The sequence below is a fragment of the Roseicyclus marinus genome, from assembly GCF_030163795.1.
In the GTDB taxonomy this organism is placed as follows: Bacteria; Pseudomonadota; Alphaproteobacteria; order Rhodobacterales; family Rhodobacteraceae; genus Roseicyclus; species Roseicyclus marinus.
The window spans coordinates 286,052-303,897 of the sequence record NZ_JASJOF010000005.1 but is presented as its reverse complement, the minus strand read 5'-3'; the positions used below and the strand labels follow the sequence as shown (position 1 = coordinate 303,897).

Annotated in this window: 15 protein-coding genes and 1 other annotated feature; of the genes, 14 read left to right on the top strand and 1 reads right to left on the bottom strand. The window is 65.8% G+C overall.

The window, feature by feature from the left end; all coding sequences use genetic code 11:
• Positions 1-22: 22 nt before the first annotated feature.
• Positions 23-83, bottom strand: a sequence feature (sul1 is cis-regulatory element that is thought to sense ions involved in sulfur or methionine metabolism; They are found in Alphaproteobacteria).
• Between the two features lie 135 nt (positions 84-218).
• From QQK63_RS10340 to QQK63_RS10315, 6 genes are all read left to right on the top strand, one after another.
• Positions 219-986 carry an SDR family NAD(P)-dependent oxidoreductase gene (locus tag QQK63_RS10340; protein WP_277825927.1) on the top strand — a complete coding sequence of 256 codons (768 nt, stop codon included), beginning with the start codon at positions 219-221 and terminating at the stop codon, positions 984-986.
• The gene (locus QQK63_RS10335) at positions 983-2,257 is read left to right on the top strand and encodes a flavin-dependent oxidoreductase (protein ID WP_277824920.1); all 1,275 of its coding nucleotides are present in this window, start codon (positions 983-985) and stop codon (positions 2,255-2,257) included. Before QQK63_RS10340 ends, QQK63_RS10335 begins: the two co-directional genes overlap by 4 nt.
• A gap of 124 nt (positions 2,258-2,381) precedes the next feature.
• Entirely contained in the window at positions 2,382-3,380 is a 999-nt protein-coding gene (locus QQK63_RS10330; RefSeq protein WP_277824918.1) for a Gfo/Idh/MocA family protein, read from the top strand.
• A 3-nt stretch (positions 3,381-3,383) separates the two neighbouring features.
• A complete protein-coding gene (locus tag QQK63_RS10325) occupies positions 3,384-4,955 on the top strand; it encodes an acyl CoA:acetate/3-ketoacid CoA transferase (protein ID WP_277824916.1) in 1,572 nt (523 codons plus the stop codon).
• Positions 4,952-5,719 carry an enoyl-CoA hydratase/isomerase family protein gene (locus QQK63_RS10320; RefSeq protein WP_277824914.1) on the top strand — a complete coding sequence of 256 codons (768 nt, stop codon included), beginning with the start codon at positions 4,952-4,954 and terminating at the stop codon, positions 5,717-5,719. The genes QQK63_RS10325 and QQK63_RS10320 overlap by 4 nt, the downstream gene beginning before the upstream one ends.
• Before the next feature lie 3 nt (positions 5,720-5,722).
• On the top strand, positions 5,723-7,246 hold the full coding sequence (locus QQK63_RS10315; protein ID WP_277824912.1) for an aldehyde dehydrogenase family protein: 1,524 nt from the start codon (positions 5,723-5,725) through the stop codon (positions 7,244-7,246).
• 2 nt (positions 7,247-7,248) lie between these two features.
• On the opposite strand, the gene QQK63_RS10310 is transcribed toward QQK63_RS10315, so the two are convergent.
• The gene (locus QQK63_RS10310) at positions 7,249-8,277 is read right to left on the bottom strand and encodes a LacI family transcriptional regulator (RefSeq protein ID WP_277824910.1); all 1,029 of its coding nucleotides are present in this window, start codon (positions 8,275-8,277) and stop codon (positions 7,249-7,251) included.
• Positions 8,278-8,516: 239 nt separating this feature from the next.
• Between QQK63_RS10310 and QQK63_RS10305 the strand changes: the two genes are divergently transcribed.
• From QQK63_RS10305 to QQK63_RS10270, 8 genes are all read left to right on the top strand, one after another.
• The gene (locus QQK63_RS10305; RefSeq protein WP_377133743.1) at positions 8,517-9,767 is read left to right on the top strand and encodes an ABC transporter substrate-binding protein; all 1,251 of its coding nucleotides are present in this window, start codon (positions 8,517-8,519) and stop codon (positions 9,765-9,767) included.
• 98 nt (positions 9,768-9,865) lie between these two features.
• Positions 9,866-10,765: a carbohydrate ABC transporter permease gene (locus tag QQK63_RS10300; protein WP_277824907.1), complete on the top strand. Its 900-nt coding sequence runs from the start codon at positions 9,866-9,868 to the stop codon at positions 10,763-10,765.
• The gene (locus QQK63_RS10295) at positions 10,765-11,646 is read left to right on the top strand and encodes a carbohydrate ABC transporter permease (RefSeq protein ID WP_277824904.1); all 882 of its coding nucleotides are present in this window, start codon (positions 10,765-10,767) and stop codon (positions 11,644-11,646) included. Before QQK63_RS10300 ends, QQK63_RS10295 begins: the two co-directional genes overlap by 1 nt.
• A 5-nt stretch (positions 11,647-11,651) precedes the next feature.
• Positions 11,652-12,767: an ABC transporter ATP-binding protein gene (locus QQK63_RS10290; protein WP_277824903.1), complete on the top strand. Its 1,116-nt coding sequence runs from the start codon at positions 11,652-11,654 to the stop codon at positions 12,765-12,767.
• 93 nt (positions 12,768-12,860) lie between these two features.
• Entirely contained in the window at positions 12,861-14,339 is a 1,479-nt protein-coding gene (locus QQK63_RS10285) for an FAD-dependent oxidoreductase (RefSeq protein ID WP_277824901.1), read from the top strand.
• On the top strand, positions 14,336-15,076 hold the full coding sequence (locus QQK63_RS10280; protein ID WP_277824899.1) for a 3-ketoacyl-ACP reductase: 741 nt from the start codon (positions 14,336-14,338) through the stop codon (positions 15,074-15,076). Before QQK63_RS10285 ends, QQK63_RS10280 begins: the two co-directional genes overlap by 4 nt.
• A 9-nt stretch (positions 15,077-15,085) precedes the next feature.
• Positions 15,086-16,672, top strand: a complete 1,587-nt coding sequence (locus QQK63_RS10275) for a GMC family oxidoreductase (protein WP_277824897.1) — start codon at positions 15,086-15,088, stop codon at positions 16,670-16,672.
• A gap of 1 nt (position 16,673) precedes the next feature.
• Positions 16,674-17,837: a dihydrodipicolinate synthase family protein gene (locus QQK63_RS10270; RefSeq protein ID WP_277824895.1), complete on the top strand. Its 1,164-nt coding sequence runs from the start codon at positions 16,674-16,676 to the stop codon at positions 17,835-17,837.
• The last annotated feature ends 9 nt before the right edge of the window (positions 17,838-17,846 follow it).

Sequence of the window (17,846 nt, the reverse complement as noted above, 5' to 3'; positions counted from 1 at the left end):
TGCAAGGCGCACGGTTGGTGATCGTTGTCCGGCGGATCGGCGGCCGGAAGAGCCACCCGCAAGCCAAGGGCCCCGGGTCCATGTTCGTCGGGGCGGGCATAGGCGCAAAAGCCGCCAAGGGCAACCTTGCTGCCCGCACCTGTCCGCCCAAAGGCTTGCGGGAGGCGCGCGGGACAGGCACAGAAACACGGGACGGAACCATGCGGGAGGGGGAGAAGATGCAGGATTGGACCGGACATTGCGCCATCGTGACCGGCGGGGCCTCGGGGCTGGGGGCGGCGACGGCTGCACGGCTTCAGGCCTCGGGGCTTAGCGTGGCGATCTTCGATCTGGATGCCGCGCGGGGCGAGGCGCAGGCGCAGGCGCTGGGCGGCATGTTCGTGGCGGTCGATGTATCCGATCCGGCCTCGGTCGCGGATGGCATCGCGGCGGTCGAGGCACGGCTGGGCACCCCCCGCGTTCTGGTGAATTGCGCAGGGATCGGCCCCGCGGCCAAGACCGTGTCGCGGGGGGCGGCGCATGATCCCGCCCTTTTCGCCAAGGTGGTCGGGATCAACCTGATCGGCACGTTCAATTGCGCGAGCCAGGTCGCCGCCCGCATGGTCGCGGCCGACCCGGTCGATGCCGATGGCGCGCGCGGCGTGATCGTGAACACCGCCTCTGTCGCGGCCTATGACGGGCAGATCGGGCAGATCGCCTATGCCGCGTCCAAGGGCGGCGTGGTGGGCATGACGCTGCCCATGGCGCGCGATCTGGCGGACAAGGGCATCCGCGTCTGCACCATCGCGCCGGGCCTGTTCCTGACGCCCCTGTTGCAGGGCCTGCCCGAGGAGGTTCAGACATCCTTGGGCGCGCAGGTGCCGTTTCCGTCGCGTCTGGGCAACCCCGACGAATACGCCGCCATGGTCGAGCATATCACCAGCAACCCGATGCTGAACGGCGAGGTGATCCGGCTGGACGGTGCGATCCGGATGGCGCCGCGATGACAGCGCCCGTCCTGATCGCGGGGGGCGGGATCGCGGGTCTGGCGCTGGGGCTGACGCTGCACCAGATCGGCGTGCCCTTTCACCTGTTCGAATCCAGCCGCGAGATGAAGCCCTTGGGCGTGGGCGTGAACCTGCAGCCCCATGGCGTACGCGAATTGCTGGATCTGGGGATCACGGAGGCAGATCTTGATACCGTCGGCCTGCCGGCGCGGGAATGGGCGCTGGTGGGCCTGAACGGGCGCGAGGTCTATGCCGAACCGCGCGGGCGTCTGGCGGGCTATGATTGGCCGCAATATGCCGTCCATCGCGGGCAGTTCCACATGCTGCTCTACCGCAAACTGCTGGAGCGGGCGGGGCCGGATTGCGTGACGCTGGGCGCGCGGGTCACGGGCTACCGGCGCGAGGGTGACGGGGTGGTGGCAGAGGTCGCGATGGCCGATGGCAAGACGCGGCAGGTTCCGGGCCGCCTGCTGATCGGGGCCGATGGCATCCATTCGCGCATCCGCGCCCAGATGCATCCGGGCCAGCCGCCGATCCACTGGGGCGGTGCCGTGATGTGGCGCGGCACGGTGCGGGCGAAACCCTTGCGCGGCGGCTCGTCTTTCGTCGGCCTCGGCACGCACAGGCACCGGATGGTGATCTACCCGATCAGCCATCCGGCGGAGGATGGCACCGCGCTCATCAACTGGATCGCCGAGGTGACGGTGGACGCCTCGGGCGGCTGGCCCGATGACGCCTGGTTCAAACCGGTCGAGGTCGCGGATTTCCTCCATCACTTCGACGCGTTCCGCTACGATTGGCTGGATGTGCCCGCGATGCTGGCCCGGGCCGATTGCGCCTACGAGAACCCGATGATCGACCGCGACCCGGTGCCCACATGGGTGGAGGGCCCTGTCGCGCTGATGGGCGATGCGGCCCATGCGATGTATCCCACCGGGTCCAATGGCGCGAGCCAGGCCATCGTGGATGCCCGCGTGATCGGGGCCAAGATGCTGGAACATGGCGTCACACCCAAGGCGCTGGCGGCCTATGATGCACAGCTGTGCGGCCCGGTGTCGGAGCTGGTTCTGCGCAATCGCGGCATGGGACCCTTCGGGCTTTTGAGCCTGCTCGATGACCGCTGCGGCGGCGTTTTCGACGATATCGACGACGTGATCCCCGAGGCGGAGCGTCGGGCCTTCATGGCCGGGTACAAGGCCGCCGCGGGCTTTGCCATCGAGACGCTGAACGCCGCCCCACCCACCATTCCGCCCGGCGCGCGCATCGTCTGACCGGGCGCCGCAGGTTTCGCATCACGGCTGTTGACTTGTGAATTGGATCGTTCCAAAAAGCTGAGAACAGGATGCAGCACACCCGACTCGGGGTCTGCGCGCGAATTCAAAGGGAGGGCCACGGATGCGGTGGGGATTGATCGGCGCGAGCAATATCGCGGCGGGCCACATGATCGGGGCCATTCGCGGGGCGGGTGGCGATATCCGCTCGGTCCTCAGTTCGGACGCGGACCGCGCCAAGGCCTATGCCGCCGAGCATGGGATCGCGCATGGCTATGCCGATCTGGACGCGATGCTGGCCGCCGACGATCTGGACGCGGTCTATATCTCCACCACGAACGAAAAGCATTTTCCGCAGGCCATGGCGGCGATTGCGGCGGGCAAGCATGTGCTGTGCGAAAAGCCCTTGGCCATGGATGTCGCCGATGCCGTGACCATGGTCCGCGCGGCCGAGGATGCGGGGTTGGTGTTCGGCACCAACCATCATCTGCGCAACGCGGGCACCCATCTGGCGATCCGCGAGGCGGTGCAGGCGGGGCGCATCGGCGAGGTGTTGAGCGTACGGGTCTTTCACGCCGTTTACCTGCCGCAGGTCCTGCAGGGCTGGCGGCTCGACAACCCGGCGGCGGGCGGTGGCGTGATCCCCGATATCGTGGTGCATGACGCCGATACCGTGCGTTTCCATCTGGGCGAGGATCCGGTGGACGTGGTCGCCATCGACGCGGAATCCGGCCTTGGCAAAGGGGTCGAGGACAGTTGCATGTCGGTCTGGACCATGCCGTCGGGGGCCATGGTCATGACGCATGAAAGCTTTACCCATGCCCATGCGCGGACGGGGCTGGAGATTTACGGCACCAAGGGCGCGATCGTCGCGCGCAACGTGATGACGCAGGCCCCGGTGGGCGAGATCCTGCTGCGCACCGATGCGGGCGAAGAGGCGCTGCCCTATTCGGATCACAACCTCTACCTGCGCGCGCTCAACCTGTTTCACGCGGCCATTCAGGGACAGGGGCGGCCTGCCGCCGACGGGATCGACGGGATCAAATCGCTGGCCGTCGCCGCCGCCGTGGCGCAGGCGGCCAAGACGGGTCGGCGCACCACGGTCGATTACGGCGGGGTCTGAACCATGGGCAAGCTTGTCACCGCGGCCGAGGCGGTCGCGCGCATTCCCGATGATGCGGTTGTCACCGTCTCCTCCTCCTCGGCCTTGGGGTGCCCCGATGCGGTCCTCAAGGCGCTGGGCGAAAGGTTCCGGGCCGAGGGGCATCCGAGGCGCCTGACCACGCTGCACCCGATCGCGGCTGGCGACATGTACGGGGTCAAGGGGATCGACCATATCGCGCAGGACGGGCTTTTGGCCCGCGTGATCGCAGGCAGCTATCCCTCTGGCCCCTCGAACCTGCCGATGCCCGAGATCTGGAAGATGGTCGTGGAGGATCGGATCGCGGCCTATAACGTCCCCTCGGGTATCTTGTTCGACATGCACCGCGACGTGGCAGCCCGCCGCCCGGGTGTGATGACCAAGGTGGGTCTCGACACATTTGTCGATCCGATCCGCGAGGGCTGCGCGATGAACGCGCGGGGGGCGGCATCGCCCATCGTGCATCGGGCGGAATTCGGCGGCGAGACATGGCTGCATTTCCCCAACATCGTGCCCAATGTCGCCATCATCCGTGCCACCACGGCCGATGAACGCGGCAACCTGACATATGAGCACGAGGGGGCGTATCTGGGCGGGCTGGATCAGGCGATCGCCACCCGCAACCATGGGGGCTTGGTCATCGCACAGGTCAAGCGGATGACCGCGGCAGGCAGCCTGCGGCCCCATGACGTGCATGTGCCGGGCCATCTGGTCGATCTGATCGTTCTGGCCCCCGACCAGAAGCAGACCACCGAAACCCAATACGATCCCGCCATCTCGGGCGAAATCATGCGCCCTTGGGACAGTTTCAGCCTTGCCGAACATGGCGTGGAAAAGGTCATCGCGCGCCGCGCCGCGATGGAGCTGAAGCGCGGGCAGACCGCAAACCTCGGCTTCGGCATTTCCGCGATGGTGCCGCGCGTTTTGCTGGAAGAAGGGCATGCGCAGGCCGTGACATGGGCCATCGAACAGGGCGCCGTCGGGGGGATGCCGCTGACCGGTTTCGCCTTTGGTTGCGCGTCCAATGCCGATGCTTTCGTCCCCAGCCCGAACCAGTTCAGCTATTTTCAAGGCGGCGGGTTCGATCAGACCTTCCTGTCGTTTCTGGAGGTCGATGTTCAGGGCAACGTCAATGTCTCGAAACTGGGCAAGAAACCCTATCTGACGGCGGGCTGCGGCGGGTTCGTCGACATCACGGCCCATGCGAAAAAGATCGTCTTTTCCGGGTTTTTCGAGGCCGGTGCCGAGCTGTCGCTGACCGACACGGGCCTGTCCGTCGTCAAGCCCGGCAAATTCGCCAAGATGGTGGATGCGGTCGAACACGTCACCTTCTCGGGCCGCCGGGCGGTGGCGCAGGGGCAGGACGTGATCTACGTGACCGAGCGGTGCGTGATCCGCCTGACCGCGCAGGGATTGCAAGCGGTCGAGATCATGCCGGGGATCGACCCGGCGCGCGATATCGTGGCGGCCAGCGGCGGGCGCGTGCAGCTGGCCGACAACGCCAAGACGATGCCTGTGGCGCTGTTGCGCGATCAGCCGATGGGCTGGGCACCATGAGCGCGATTCATCTGCAGATCGTGGATGCGGTGGCGCATGTCGTTCTCGACAATCCCGCCAAGCTCAACGCCTTCACGCCGGAAATGTTGGCGGAGTTGGAGGCGCATTGCGCAACGTTGGAGCGTAACCCGGAGATCCGCGCCGTCATCCTGCGGTCCGAGGGAGACCGCGCCTTTTGCGCCGGGGCCGATATCAAGGCTTGGGCGGGCCTGTCGCCCTTCGATTTCGCGCGGGCTTGGGTGCGCGAGGGGCATCGCATTTTCGATCGCTTGGCGCGGCTGTCGAAACCCACCATCGCGGTGATCCATGCCCCGGCCTTTGGCGGCGGGCTGGAACTGGCCGCGTGCTGCGACATCCGCGTGATGGCGCCCACCGCCACGCTGGCGCTGCCCGAGGCGCAGGTGGGCATCGTGCCGGGATGGTCGGGGACACAGCGGTTGGCCCGCCTGATCCCTGAGCCGGTGCTAAAGGAAATGGCGCTTTTCGGTCGCCGTCTCGATGCCGCGCGCGCGCAGGGATTGGGTTTCGTGGCGGAGGTGTCCGACGATCCGCTGGCCGCCGCCCAAAGCATCGCCGCCAGCCTTGCCACTTCGTCGCCCCGCGCGGTCGAAGTGGCGAAATACCAGATCCACGCCGCCGTGGGCGAAGATAGCGCCGCCATGATCGAAGCCTTGGGCGGCGGCATGATCGCCGCAAGCGCCGACAAGGCCGAGGGCGTCGCGGCCTTTGCCGCCAAACGCAAACCCGAATTTCCCGGAACCTGACCGATGCTTGACCTGACGATCATTCCCGCCACCAACGCCGCCGCCCTGCCCGATGCGCCCATGGGGCTGCGCCATTGGATCGGCGGCGCATGGGTCGACAGCGCCGATGGCGCGACCAGCGAACGCCGGTCGCCCGCCCATGGCGTGCCGGTGTCCGTCGCGGCCAAAGGTGGGCGGGCCGAGGCCGAAGCCGCCGTTGCGGCGGCGCGAAAGGCTTTTGATACGGGGGCTTGGCCCAGATCCTCGGGCAAGGATCGCGCCACGCTGCTTTTGAAGGTCGCCGATCTGATCGACCGCGACCGGGCCGCCATCGCCCAGCAGGAGGTGCTGGAATCCGGCAAGCCGATCAGCCAAGCCATGGCCGAGATCGAAGGCGCAGCCGACCTTTGGCGCTATGCGGCGGCGCTGGCGCGCACCCAAGCCGGCGACAGCCACAACAGCCTTGGCCCCGACATGCTGGGACTGGTGCTGAAGGAGCCGATCGGGGTCGTGTCGCTGATCACGCCGTGGAATTTCCCGTTTCTCATCATCTCGCAAAAGCTGCCCTTTGCGCTCGCGGCGGGGTGTGTGGCGGTGGTCAAACCCTCGGAACTGACGCCGGGAACGACCGTGATGCTGGGTGAAATTCTACAAGAAGCGGGCCTGCCCGAGGGTGTCTGTAACATCGTTTTGGGATATGGCGATCCGGTGGGCGAGGTGCTGACCACCGATGCGCGCGTCGACATGGTGTCCTTCACCGGATCGACCGGGGTTGGCAAACGGATCACAGCCGCAGCCTCCGCAACGCTCAAGAAAGTGTCACTGGAACTGGGCGGCAAGAACCCGCAGGTCATCTTTGCCGATGCCGATCTGGATCAGGCCGCCGATGCCATCGCCTTTGGCATCTATTTCAACGCGGGCGAATGTTGCAATTCGGGCAGCCGGATCATCGCGCATGAGGATGTCGCCGCTGCGCTGGTCGAGAAGATCGTGGCGCTCAGCCGCAAGGTGCCTTTTGGCGATCCGCTGGATCCGCGCACGCAGGTCGGCGCGATCATCTCGCCCGAACATTTGGCCAAGATCGACGGTTACGTCCGGGGCGCCGTGGCCGCCGGGGCGCATGTCGCGCTGGGTGGTGGGGCGCTCGAGGTCGGCGGTTTGGGCGCGCAATTCTACCAGCCCACCATCGTCACCGATGTCCGCCCGGAGATGGCCATCGCCCGCGAAGAGGTCTTCGGCCCGGTGCTGTCGGTCCTGACCTTCCGCACCGCGGACGAGGCCATCGCGCTTGCCAATGATGCCGCCTATGGACTGTCGGCGGGCGTGTGGAGCCGCGATATCTCCACCTGTCTCGATTTCGTGCGGCGCGTGCGGGCCGGAACGATCTGGACCAACACCTGGATGGACGGCTTTTCCGAACTGCCCTTTGGCGGGTTCAAGGAAAGCGGGCAGGGGCGGGAACTGGGCCGCTACGGTCTGGAGGAATTTCTCGAGGTCAAGACCGTGCAGATGCGCATCGGCCAGACGCGCGGGGCCTGGGTCGAATGAGCCTAGCGCGGCGGATCGGGCTGGAACAGCCGGTTGAGCCGCTCGGGCGGTTCGCCCGCCATGCGGCGGAGCAGCATTTCCGCCATGGCGCGGCCCGTGGCACGCAGATCCTCGAACACGGTGCCGATGCGGGGGCGAATGTTGTCGAAGATCGGCGAGGCGCGCTTGGCCACGATATCGGCATCGACACCATGCACCGCCCCGGTATCGGCAAGCGCCGCAAGGGCGACCAGCGCCGTCACTTCGCCGACGCAGACATAGCCATCGGGTGGGTTGGGGCCGCGCCGCGCCTCGGCCAAGGCTGCGGCAATCGCGGCGGTCGGGCTGTCGAGGGTGACGCCCGGCACGATGTCATGGGCGATGCCCGCCTCCCGCGCGGCGGAAACGAAGCCGTAGCGCAGATGCTGGGTAAAGGTGAACTGGTCGCCCGGCAGTACCATGCAGATGCGCGAGCGTCCCTTGGCCACCAGATACGCCACGGCCTGCCTCGCAAAGGTTTCGTTGTCGTAATCGACCCAAGGATGCGGGGCGGTGAATTCGGTGCGCCCGTGGCTGACAAAGGGGAAATCCGCCTCCATCAGCAGCCGCACACGGGGGTCGAAGGCCTCGGTCCGGGTGAACAGGAGCCCATCGGCGAGGTTGTTGCGCAGGATCGTACGCACCGGCCCGATGCGATCCTCGCCCGGGCTGTCGGGCACGACCGTGACGGAATAGCCGGTGCCCGCGAGCGTTTCGGTGATGCCGGTCAGGAATTCATGGGTGAAGCCGAGGAATTCATGCTCGGTGTTCAGCAGCAGGCTGATGACCTGGGTGCGGCCCGTGCGCAGGCGGCGCGCGGCCCGGTCGGGGATATAGCCCAACCGCTTGGCCATCTCGGCCACGGTGGCCCGCGTCTTGGCGGCGATTCGCGGATCATTGGCCAAGGCCCTCGACACCGTCGCGACCGAAAAGCCGGTGGCCTGCGCCAAGGTGCGCAGCGTGGGCTTTTCGCCATGGCCGTGAAGGGCGGAAAGGGTGCTGTCGTCGGTCATGGGGCGGTGTCGGGCCTGCGGTTGGGTCGCTGTCATATTGACAGGCATTTCAAACGTTTCAACATGAAATCTCTTGCACCTGAAAACGCTGCATCGCAGAAAATTGCTGCATATGCAGGGGGATCGGCGGGCTTTTCTGTGAACACCCCGCAAAATTTTCAGTTGACGGATAGAGGAATTATAACGTTTTAATTCGGACAAGCCCGCAAGGGCGTGGTCAATAAGGGAGGAACCGAAACATGACCATGATGAAGAAACTGCACATGAGCGCCGCCGTTCTGGCGCTGTCGACCACTGCGGTCGCGGCGCAAGAGGTCGAGGTGCTGCACTGGTGGACCTCGGGCGGTGAAGCTGCCGCCGTGGGCACGCTGCGCGACACGCTGGCCGCCGGTGGCGTTGGCTGGCTCGACATGCCCGTCGCGGGTGGCGGCGGCTCTGACGCCATGACCGTCCTGCGCGCCCGCGTCAGCGCCGGCGATGCGCCGACCGCCGTTCAGATGCTGGGCTTCTCGATCCAGGATTGGGCCGCCGAAGGCGCGCTGGCAAACCTTGATGCGCTGGCGGCCGAGCAGGGCTGGGCCGATGTGGTTCCCGCAGCGCTTCAGCGTTTCTCGACCTACGAGGGCAGCTGGGTTGCCGCGCCCGTGAACGTCCATTCCACCAACTGGGTCTGGGCGAACAGCGCGCTGATGGCGGAACTGGGCATCGAACAGCCGACCAGCTGGGAAGAATTCGTCGCCGCGATGGAAGCCGCCGAAGCCGCCGGTTACACCGCGCTGGCCCATGGTGGTCAGGCGTGGCAGGACGCGACCATCTTCGATTCCATGGTGATGGGCGTCGGCGGTCCCGAATTCTATCAGGCCTCGATGGTCGATCTGGACCCCGATGCACTTGGGTCGGACACGATGGTCGAGGCGTTCCAGCGCATGGAAACGCTGCGCGGCTTCGTCGATGACAACTTCTCGGGTCGCGACTGGAACCTTGCCACCGCGATGGTCATCAACGGCGAAGCGCTGTTCCAGATCATGGGCGACTGGGCCAAGGGCGAATTCGTCAATGCGGGCCTGACCGCCGGCAACGAATTCCAGTGCTTCCGCGTCCCCGGCACCGAAGGCACCGTGACCTTCAACTCCGACCAGTTCGCGATGTTCAACGTGACCGACCCGGTCGCACAGGAAGCCCAGGCCGCCATGGCATCCGCCGTGATGAGCCCGGAATTCCAGGTCGCCTTCAACCTGGTCAAGGGCTCGGTGCCCGCGCGCACCGATATCCCCAGCGACCAGTTCGACGCCTGTGGCCAGATGGGCATGGCGCAACTGGCCGAAGCGGCAGCAAGCGGCGGCCTGTTTGGGTCGATGGCCCATGGCCATGCCAACCCGCCCGCCGTGCAGAACGCGATGTATGACGTCATCACCGCGCATTTCAACGGCGAGTACGACGCCGCAACCGCCGCCGCCGAACTGGTGACGGCCGTGGAAATCGCCCAGTAATCACGGGCGACTTCAGGACCGGTCCCCGCGCGGGGCCGGTCCGACCCACCGGGCCGAAGGGGTCCGTATCGCATTCGCCGCAAGGGGGAGAGGGGCCGATGGCCACAACGACCGACACGGGCGCGGATTTTCGCACGCGTTTGCAAGAATGGCTGCCCAAGCTGGTGCTGTCCCCGTCGCTGGCGATCATGCTGGTCTTCGTCTACGGCTTCATCGCCTTCACGATCTACCTGAGCTTTACCGACAGCCGGATGCTGCCGTCCTTCGGGTGGGTCGGCTGGGACAATTACGACCGCCTTTTCCGGGTGCGCGAATGGAATGTCGCGCTGACCAACCTCGCCATCTTCGCCTCGCTCTACATCGTGATCTGCACGCTGATCGGCCTGACCCTGGCCATCCTGCTCGACCAGAAGATCCGGGGCGAGGGCGTGTTGCGCCCCATCTTTCTCTATCCCATGGCGCTCAGCTTCATCGTGACGGGGACGGCGTGGAAATGGTTTCTTGACCCCGCCATCGGGCTGGAAAACACCATGCACCTTTGGGGATGGGAAAGCTTTACCTTCAACTGGATCAAGGATCGCGAGATGGCGATCTATACGATCGTCATCGCCGCCGTCTGGCAATCCTCGGGGTTCGTGATGGCGATGTTCCTTGCCGGCCTGCGCGGGATCGACAACGAGATCCTGAAGGCCGCGCAGATGGATGGCGCCTCGAATTTCCAGCTCTATCGCCGGATCATCCTGCCGCAGCTGCGCCCCGCGTTCCTGTCGGCCTTCGTCATCCTGAGCCATCTGGCGATCAAGTCCTATGACCTTGTCATCGCGCTGACGGGGGGCGGACCCGGCAATGCCACGGCCCTGCCCGCGACCTTCATGTATTCCTACACCTTCACGCGCAACCAGATGGGGATCGGCGCGGCCTCGGCAGTCATCATGCTGATGACCATCGCCGCGATCATGGTGCCCTATCTCTATGCCGAACTGCGGGAGAAGAAGTGATGGCCGCCGCATCCACCGAAACCGCGATCCGGTCCTCGAACGTCACGCGGGTGTTCATCTACCTCGTGCTGCTCCTGTTCGCGCTGTTCTACCTTCTGCCCTTCGGCATCATGCTGGTGAACTCGCTCAAGCCTTTGTCCGAGATCACGGGGGGCAACATGATCGCCCTGCCGCGTGACTGGACGATCGCGCCCTGGCTTTCGGCATGGTCCACGGCCCAGATCGGGGTCGAGCCGACCGGCCTGCGCCCCTATTTCATCAATTCGATCGTAATGGCCGTACCCGCCGTGGTCCTGTCGACCGTGGTGGGGGCGCTGAACGGGTACGTCCTGACCAAGTGGCATTTCCGGGGGGCCACGATCATCTTCGGGCTTTTGCTGTTCTCGTGCTTCATCCCGTTCCAGATCGTGCTGATCCCGATGGCGCGCATTCTGGGGCTGCTGGATATCGCGGGCACGACCACGGGCCTGATCCTCGTCCATTTCGTCTACGGGATCGGGTTCACCACGCTCTATTTCCGCAATTACTACGCCGCTTTCCCGACGGAACTGGTGCGTGCGGCGCAGATCGACGGGGCCGGGTTCTTCCAGATCTTCTGGCGGATCATGCTGCCAAGCTCGGGGCCGATCATCGCGGTCAGCTTCATCTGGCAATTCACCAACATCTGGAACGACTTCCTCTTTGGGGCCTCGTTTGCCTCGGGCGGCGGTGCGCCGATGACTGTGGCGCTGAACAATCTCGTCAACTCCTCCACGGGGGTGCGCGAATACAACGTGCATTTCGCAGGTGCCATCATGGCCGCCGCCCCTACGCTTCTCGTCTATATCGTCGCCGGCCGCTATTTCGTGCGCGGTCTGATGGCGGGCTCGGTTAAAGGATAAAACCCATGGGCTTCCTCGACATCGATAACGTGACCAAGTCCTATGGCGCGGTCGAAGTGCTGCACAAGGTCGACATCGACGTTCAGGAAGGCGAATTTCTCGTCCTCGTCGGCCCCTCGGGCTGTGGCAAGTCCACGCTTCTGAACATGATCGCGGGGCTTGAGGGGATCACCTCGGGCGAGATCCGGATCAAGGACCGCGTGATGAACGGGGTGCACCCGTCGCGGCGCAACATCGCCATGGTGTTCCAGTCCTACGCGCTCTACCCCAACATGACGGTGGGCAAGAACATCACCTTCGGCCTCGAGATGCATGGCACGCCCAAGCCCGAGCGGGAAAAGGCGATGAAGGATGTCGCCCAGTTGTTGCAGATCGAGCATCTGCTCGACCGCAAGCCGGGGCAATTGTCCGGCGGCCAGCGGCAGCGGGTGGCGATGGGCCGCGCGCTGGTGCGCAACCCCGATGTGTTCCTGTTCGACGAACCGCTGTCGAACCTCGATGCGAAATTGCGTGTCGACATGCGGACCGAGATCAAGAAGCTGCACCACCGGCTGGGCACAACGATCGTTTACGTCACCCATGACCAGATCGAGGCGATGACGCTCTCGACCCGGATCGCGGTGATGTTCAACGGCTATGTCCAGCAGCTTGGCACGCCCAAGGAGATCTACGACACGCCCGCGAACCTGTTCGTGGCGACCTTCATGGGCAGCCCCGCGATGAATGTCCTCAAGGTCAAGCTGGAGGAGCGCAACGGCGTCCCCCATGCCGTGATGGCCGGGGCCGACGGCGCGGAACGCGCGCTGGCCATGCCGAATGCGCCCGCCGCGGCCAAGGCCTATCTGGGGCGCGAAGTGATGCTGGGCATCCGCCCCGAGGCGATCACCGATCCCGAGGGCGCGGACCGCAACGCCCGCAACATCCAGCCGCTTGCCAACACGGTCGGCGTCACGGAACCTGCGGGAGCCGACACCTTCGTCACCATGACGCTGGCGGGCAAGGATTGCGTCGCGCGGATGCGCGCCGACGCCGATGTGCGGCCCGGCCAACCCTTTGATTTCGCGGTCAACATGGACAAGGCCGTTCTCTTCGACATCGAGACCGAGACCCGCATCGCCTGATCGCGCGCCCGCAGGTCGACACGGCCTGCGGGCGTATTTTTTCACTGGAATTGGAACGATCCAATAGCTAAGATCAAGGGCAGGGAGGATCAGGTGAGCGACGCCGATCTCATCATCATCGGCTCCGGAATGGGGGGCGCGACGCTGGCCGCGGGGCTGGCGCCGACGGGCCTGCGCATCCTGATCCTGGAACGCGGCGAACGGATTGCCGATAGTGCCGAGGCGCGCGATCCGGTGGCGATCTTCGGGCGCGGGCATTTCCGCCCGGCCGAGACATGGCTCACCCCGGATGGCACGCCTTTCAACCCCGGAAATTATGCCTGCGTGGGCGGCAATTCCAAATTCTACGGCGCGGTGTTGATCCGCTACCGCGAGGCGGATTTCGCCCCGATCCGGCACATCGACGGCACCACCCCGGGCTGGCCCTTTCCCTATGGCACGCTCGCGCCGTGGTATGATCGGGCCGAGGCGCTTTATCAGGTCCGCGGGAAGGGCGGCATCGACCCGACCGATCCGCCCCGCGCGGTCGGTTACCCCTATCCCCCGGTCCCCCATGAACCGACCATCGCCGATCTGGAACGGCGGTTGCGGGCCGTGGGGCTTCACCCCGCCCCCCTGCCGTTGGCCGTCGATCTGCCCCGTTGGTTGGCGCGCGCGACGACGCCGTGGGATGCCTTCCCAGATACCACCGGCGGCAAGCTCGACGCCGAAACCGCCGCCCTTGCCCATGCGCTGAGCTTTCCCAATGTTCGACTTCAAGCCGGCGTCACCGTCCACCGGATCGAGGCCGAGGGGGACCGCATCACCGGCCTTTTGACCAGTGCCGGCCGCCTGAGCGCGCCGCGCATCGTGTTGGCGGCGGGGGCGGTGATGACCGCCACGCTTCTCCTCCGTTCCGCTAGTGCAGATCATCCCGCGGGCCTTGCCAACCGCTCGGATCAGGTCGGGCGCAATTTCATGAACCACAATGCCTCGGCGCTCTTGGCGCTGTCGCCACGCAAGAACCGGTCGATCTACCAAAAGACGCTGATGCTGAACGACTGGTATCTGACCGGCGGGCCGAAGGGCGAACCGCTGGGCAATATCCAGCTTCTGGGCCGGGTATCGGCCCCGATCCTTGCGGCGCAAACCGGTCTGCCGCGCGCCTTGGCCAAGCTGATCGCGGACCGCGCCATCGACTTCTACGTCATGTCCGAGGATCTGCCCGACCCCGACAGCCGCGTCACGATCAAGGACAATGACATCGTGCTGGATTGGCGGCGGTCCAACTGGGCAGCGCATGAGGCGCTGGTTGCGTGCCTCAAATCCGCGCTGCGCAAGGCGGGGTTCCCCGTGCTTCTGTCCAAGGCCTTCGACCGCCGCACGCCGTCGCATCAATGTGGCACGGCGCGGTTGGGGGCCGATCCCGCCGCCAGCGTGGCGGACCCTTATGGTCGCTGCCACGATCACCCCAATCTGTGGATCTGCGACGCCTCGCTGTTGCCGACCTCGGCGGCGGTGAACCCGTCGCTGACCATCGCGGCGCTGGCGCTTCGTCAGGCCGACCGCATCGCACAGGAGATCGCGGCATGATACGCGCATTGATCACCGGCGGCCAGCAGGGCATCGGGCTGGGCATCGCAACGGCGCTTCGGGCCGCGGGTTGGGAGGTGGCGATTGCCGCCGAGCTTCCGCCGGGGGCGGATGCGGTGCAATCCGCGCTCGCGGCGCTGCCGGGAGCCACCTACCACCAGCACGACCTGCGCGACCTTGCGGCCATCGCCACGCTGCTCGATGCCGTCGGGCCGGTGACGACGCTGATCTCCAACGCGGGCGTTCCGGCCATGGTCAGGGGCGACCTGCTCGACATGCGGCCGGACAGTTTCGACCGCTGCATCGACGTGAACCTGCGCGGCACCTTCTTTCTTGCACAAGAATGTGCGCGGCGGATGCTGCACCTGCCCGCCGATCCCTACCGGTCGATCTGCTTCATCACCTCGGTCTCTGCCACGATGGTGTCACCAGACCGGGCGGAATACTGCATGTCCAAGGCCGGGGCGGCCATGATGGCGCAAGCCTTCGCCGCGCGCCTTGCCCCCGAGAACATCGGCGTCTTCGACATCCGCCCCGGCATCATCGAAACGCCGATGACCGCGCCCGTGCGCAACCGCTACGACGACCGCATCGCTGGTGGCCTTGTCCCCGCGCGCCGCTGGGGCAATCCCGCCGATATCGCGCAGACCATCTTGCCGCTCGTGCGCGGCGATTTCGCCTTTGCCACGGGGGCAATCATTCCCGTCGATGGCGGGCTGTCCATTCACCGGCTCTGAGGGATGACCATGGCCCAAGGGTATGACTACATCATCATCGGCGGCGGTAGTGCGGGCTGTGTTCTGGCCGCCCGCTTGTCCGAGGATCCGACGGCCCGGGTGCTGCTGCTGGAAGCGGGCGGGCGCGACCGAAACCCGCTGTACCATCTGCCGGCGGGCTTTGCGAAAATGACCAAGGGGCTTGGATCGTGGGGCTGGGAAACCGTGCCGCAGCGCCACATGAAGGGCCGCGTCTTCAACTATACCCAAGGCAAGGTCATCGGCGGCGGCTCCAGCCTCAATGCCCAGATCTACACGCGAGGCAATGCGCAGGATTACGACGAATGGCGGCAGATGGGCTGCGAGGGCTGGGGCTATGAGGATGTGCTGCCCTGGTTCCGCAAGGCCGAGGACAACGACACCTACGACAACCGCTACCACGGCAAGGGCGGCCCCTTGGGCGTGTCCCAACCCATCGCCCCCCTGCCGATCTGCGAGGCGTATTTCGAGGCGGCGTCAAGCCTCGGCATTCCGCGCAACATGGACATCAATGGCGAAGCACAGGATGGCGTCTGCTACTACCAACTGACCCAACGCAACGCCCGCCGATCTTCTGCCGCGATGGCCTATGTCGCGCCGAACGAGGGGCGGGCGAACCTGACCGTGCGGACCGGCGCGCAGGTGCGCAAGATCACGACCAACGCGGGGCGCGCCACCGGGGTCGAACTGATGGACGGCACACAGATCACCGCCACGGCTGAGGTTATCCTGTCATCCGGCGCCATCGGTTCCCCGCGTCTGCTGATGCTGTCGGGCATCGGCCCCGCGGATCATCTGCAAGATCTCGGGATCGACGTGGTGCTCGACCAGCCGCAGGTGGGCGAGAACCTGCAAGATCACCTCGACCTTTACTGCATCGTCGAATTGAGTGGCCCCTACAGCTACGACCGCTATGCCAAACCGCACATGGCGGCGCTGGCGGGCCTGCAATACTTGCTGACGCGCAAGGGGCCGGTCGCCTCTTCGCTCTTTGAAACCGGCGGGTTCTGGTATGCCGATCCCGACGCGCGGTCCCCCGATATCCAGTTCCACCTCGGCCTTGGCACCGGCATCGAAAAGGGTGTCGCTATCATGCCGCAGGGCGGCGTGACGCTCAATTCCTGCCACCTCCGCCCCCGCTCGCGCGGCAGCGTGCGGCTTGCCTCCGGCGATCCGGCCAAGGCGCCGCTGATCGATCCGAACTACCTGCAAGATCCCCATGACCGCGCGATGTCGATCCGGGGCCTGAAGCTGACGCAAGAGATCATGGCCCAAGCCCCGCTTGCCAAATACGTTCTGGCCGAGCGCCTGCCGGGGCCGGATGTGCGGACGGAGCAGGAGTATTTCGACTTCATCTGCGAGCATTCCAAGACCTCGCACCATTGCGCGGGCACCTGCCGCATGGGCGTGGACCCCGGCGCGGTGGTTGATCCGCGTCTGCGGCTGAACGGCATCGCCGGGCTGCGGGTCGTGGACAATTCCATCATGCCGACCGTGATTTCATCGAACACCAATGCCGCGGCCATCATGATCGGCGAGAAAGCCGCCGACATGATCCGCCAAGACGCGAGGGCCTGAGATGCTGCTGCCGACCTATGCCGGAACGCTGGAGGATTACCGCCTGTCGGGCGACCCGCTGATCCCGCGCGCCCCCCGTGTGACCCTCACCCGCACCGCCTTTGCCGCGGCCCATGTCATCAGCGACCCCTTGGCCGAACGCAGCCCTTGGGAGGGCCGCCCTGCCGTCGATTGGGAGGCGACACTGGGCTTTCGCCACCGGCTCTGGGATCAGGGGCTTGGGCTGGCCGAGGCGATGGATACCGCGCAGCGCGGCATGGGCGTCGATTGGCCCACTGCGCTGGAGCTGATCCAGCGCACCATGGCCGATGCGCGCGCCCATCCGATGTGCCCGCGGGTCGCCTGCGGCGCGGGGACCGATCACCTCGACCTATCCGGCCTTGCGACGCTTGACGCGATCCGCGCCGCCTATCGCACCCAGATGGAGGCGATCGAGGCCGCAGGAGGGCAGATCATCCTGATGGCGACCCGCGCGCTGCCCGCCATCAAGGCGGGGCCCGAGGATTACGCCGCACTCTACGGTAAACTTATAGAAGAATCTGCGGGCCCCGTTATCCTGCACTGGCTGGGCGACATGTTCGACCCCGCCCTGACCGGCTATTGGGGCGCGCAGGATATCGAGACCGCCAATGCCGTTGTCCTCGACATCATCACGCGTCACGCGGCCAAGATCGACGGGATCAAGATCAGCCTTCTGGATCAGGCGCACGAAGAAGCGTTTCGCGCCAAGCTGCCGCCCGGTGTCCGCCTCTATACCGGCGACGATTTCAACTATGCTCCCCTGATCGAAGGCGACGGGACCCATCATTCCCACGCGCTTCTGGGCATCTTCGCCGCCATCGCGCCCGCCGCCTCGCAGGCGCTCGAGGCGCTGGCGATGGGCGACAGCGCCACCTATCACGCGCTTTTCGCGCCCACCGTGCCGCTCAGCCGCGAGATTTTCAAAGCGCCGACCCGGTTCTACAAGGCGGGCATCGCCTTTCTGAGCTGGCTCAACGGCACGCAAACCCATTTCATCATGCCCGGCGGCTTCCAATCTTCGCGCGAGATCGCGCATTACGCGCAGGTCTACCGCCTTGCCGATCAGGCGCGGCTCTTGGTCGATCCCGATCTTGCGCAATCCCGGATGCGATCGCTCTTGGCCTTGCACGGGATCAGTGGCTAACCTGCCGGG

What these genes read in the sequence shown, in the direction of transcription:
- QQK63_RS10295 (WP_277824904.1), top strand. Translation starts at nt 10,765, where the DNA reads ATGGCCGCCGCATCCACCGAAACCGCGATCCGGTCCTCGAACGTCACG.
- QQK63_RS10315 (WP_277824912.1), top strand. Translation starts at nt 5,723, where the DNA reads ATGCTTGACCTGACGATCATTCCCGCCACCAACGCCGCCGCCCTGCCC.
- QQK63_RS10300 (WP_277824907.1), top strand. Translation starts at nt 9,866, where the DNA reads ATGGCCACAACGACCGACACGGGCGCGGATTTTCGCACGCGTTTGCAA.
- QQK63_RS10320 (WP_277824914.1), top strand. Translation starts at nt 4,952, where the DNA reads ATGAGCGCGATTCATCTGCAGATCGTGGATGCGGTGGCGCATGTCGTT.
- QQK63_RS10310 (WP_277824910.1), bottom strand. Translation starts at nt 8,277, where the DNA reads ATGACCGACGACAGCACCCTTTCCGCCCTTCACGGCCATGGCGAAAAG.
- QQK63_RS10340 (WP_277825927.1), top strand. Translation starts at nt 219, where the DNA reads ATGCAGGATTGGACCGGACATTGCGCCATCGTGACCGGCGGGGCCTCG.
- QQK63_RS10335 (WP_277824920.1), top strand. Translation starts at nt 983, where the DNA reads ATGACAGCGCCCGTCCTGATCGCGGGGGGCGGGATCGCGGGTCTGGCG.
- QQK63_RS10325 (WP_277824916.1), top strand. Translation starts at nt 3,384, where the DNA reads ATGGGCAAGCTTGTCACCGCGGCCGAGGCGGTCGCGCGCATTCCCGAT.
- QQK63_RS10290 (WP_277824903.1), top strand. Translation starts at nt 11,652, where the DNA reads ATGGGCTTCCTCGACATCGATAACGTGACCAAGTCCTATGGCGCGGTC.
- QQK63_RS10280 (WP_277824899.1), top strand. Translation starts at nt 14,336, where the DNA reads ATGATACGCGCATTGATCACCGGCGGCCAGCAGGGCATCGGGCTGGGC.
- QQK63_RS10305 (WP_377133743.1), top strand. Translation starts at nt 8,517, where the DNA reads ATGACCATGATGAAGAAACTGCACATGAGCGCCGCCGTTCTGGCGCTG.
- QQK63_RS10270 (WP_277824895.1), top strand. Translation starts at nt 16,674, where the DNA reads ATGCTGCTGCCGACCTATGCCGGAACGCTGGAGGATTACCGCCTGTCG.
- QQK63_RS10275 (WP_277824897.1), top strand. Translation starts at nt 15,086, where the DNA reads ATGGCCCAAGGGTATGACTACATCATCATCGGCGGCGGTAGTGCGGGC.
- QQK63_RS10330 (WP_277824918.1), top strand. Translation starts at nt 2,382, where the DNA reads ATGCGGTGGGGATTGATCGGCGCGAGCAATATCGCGGCGGGCCACATG.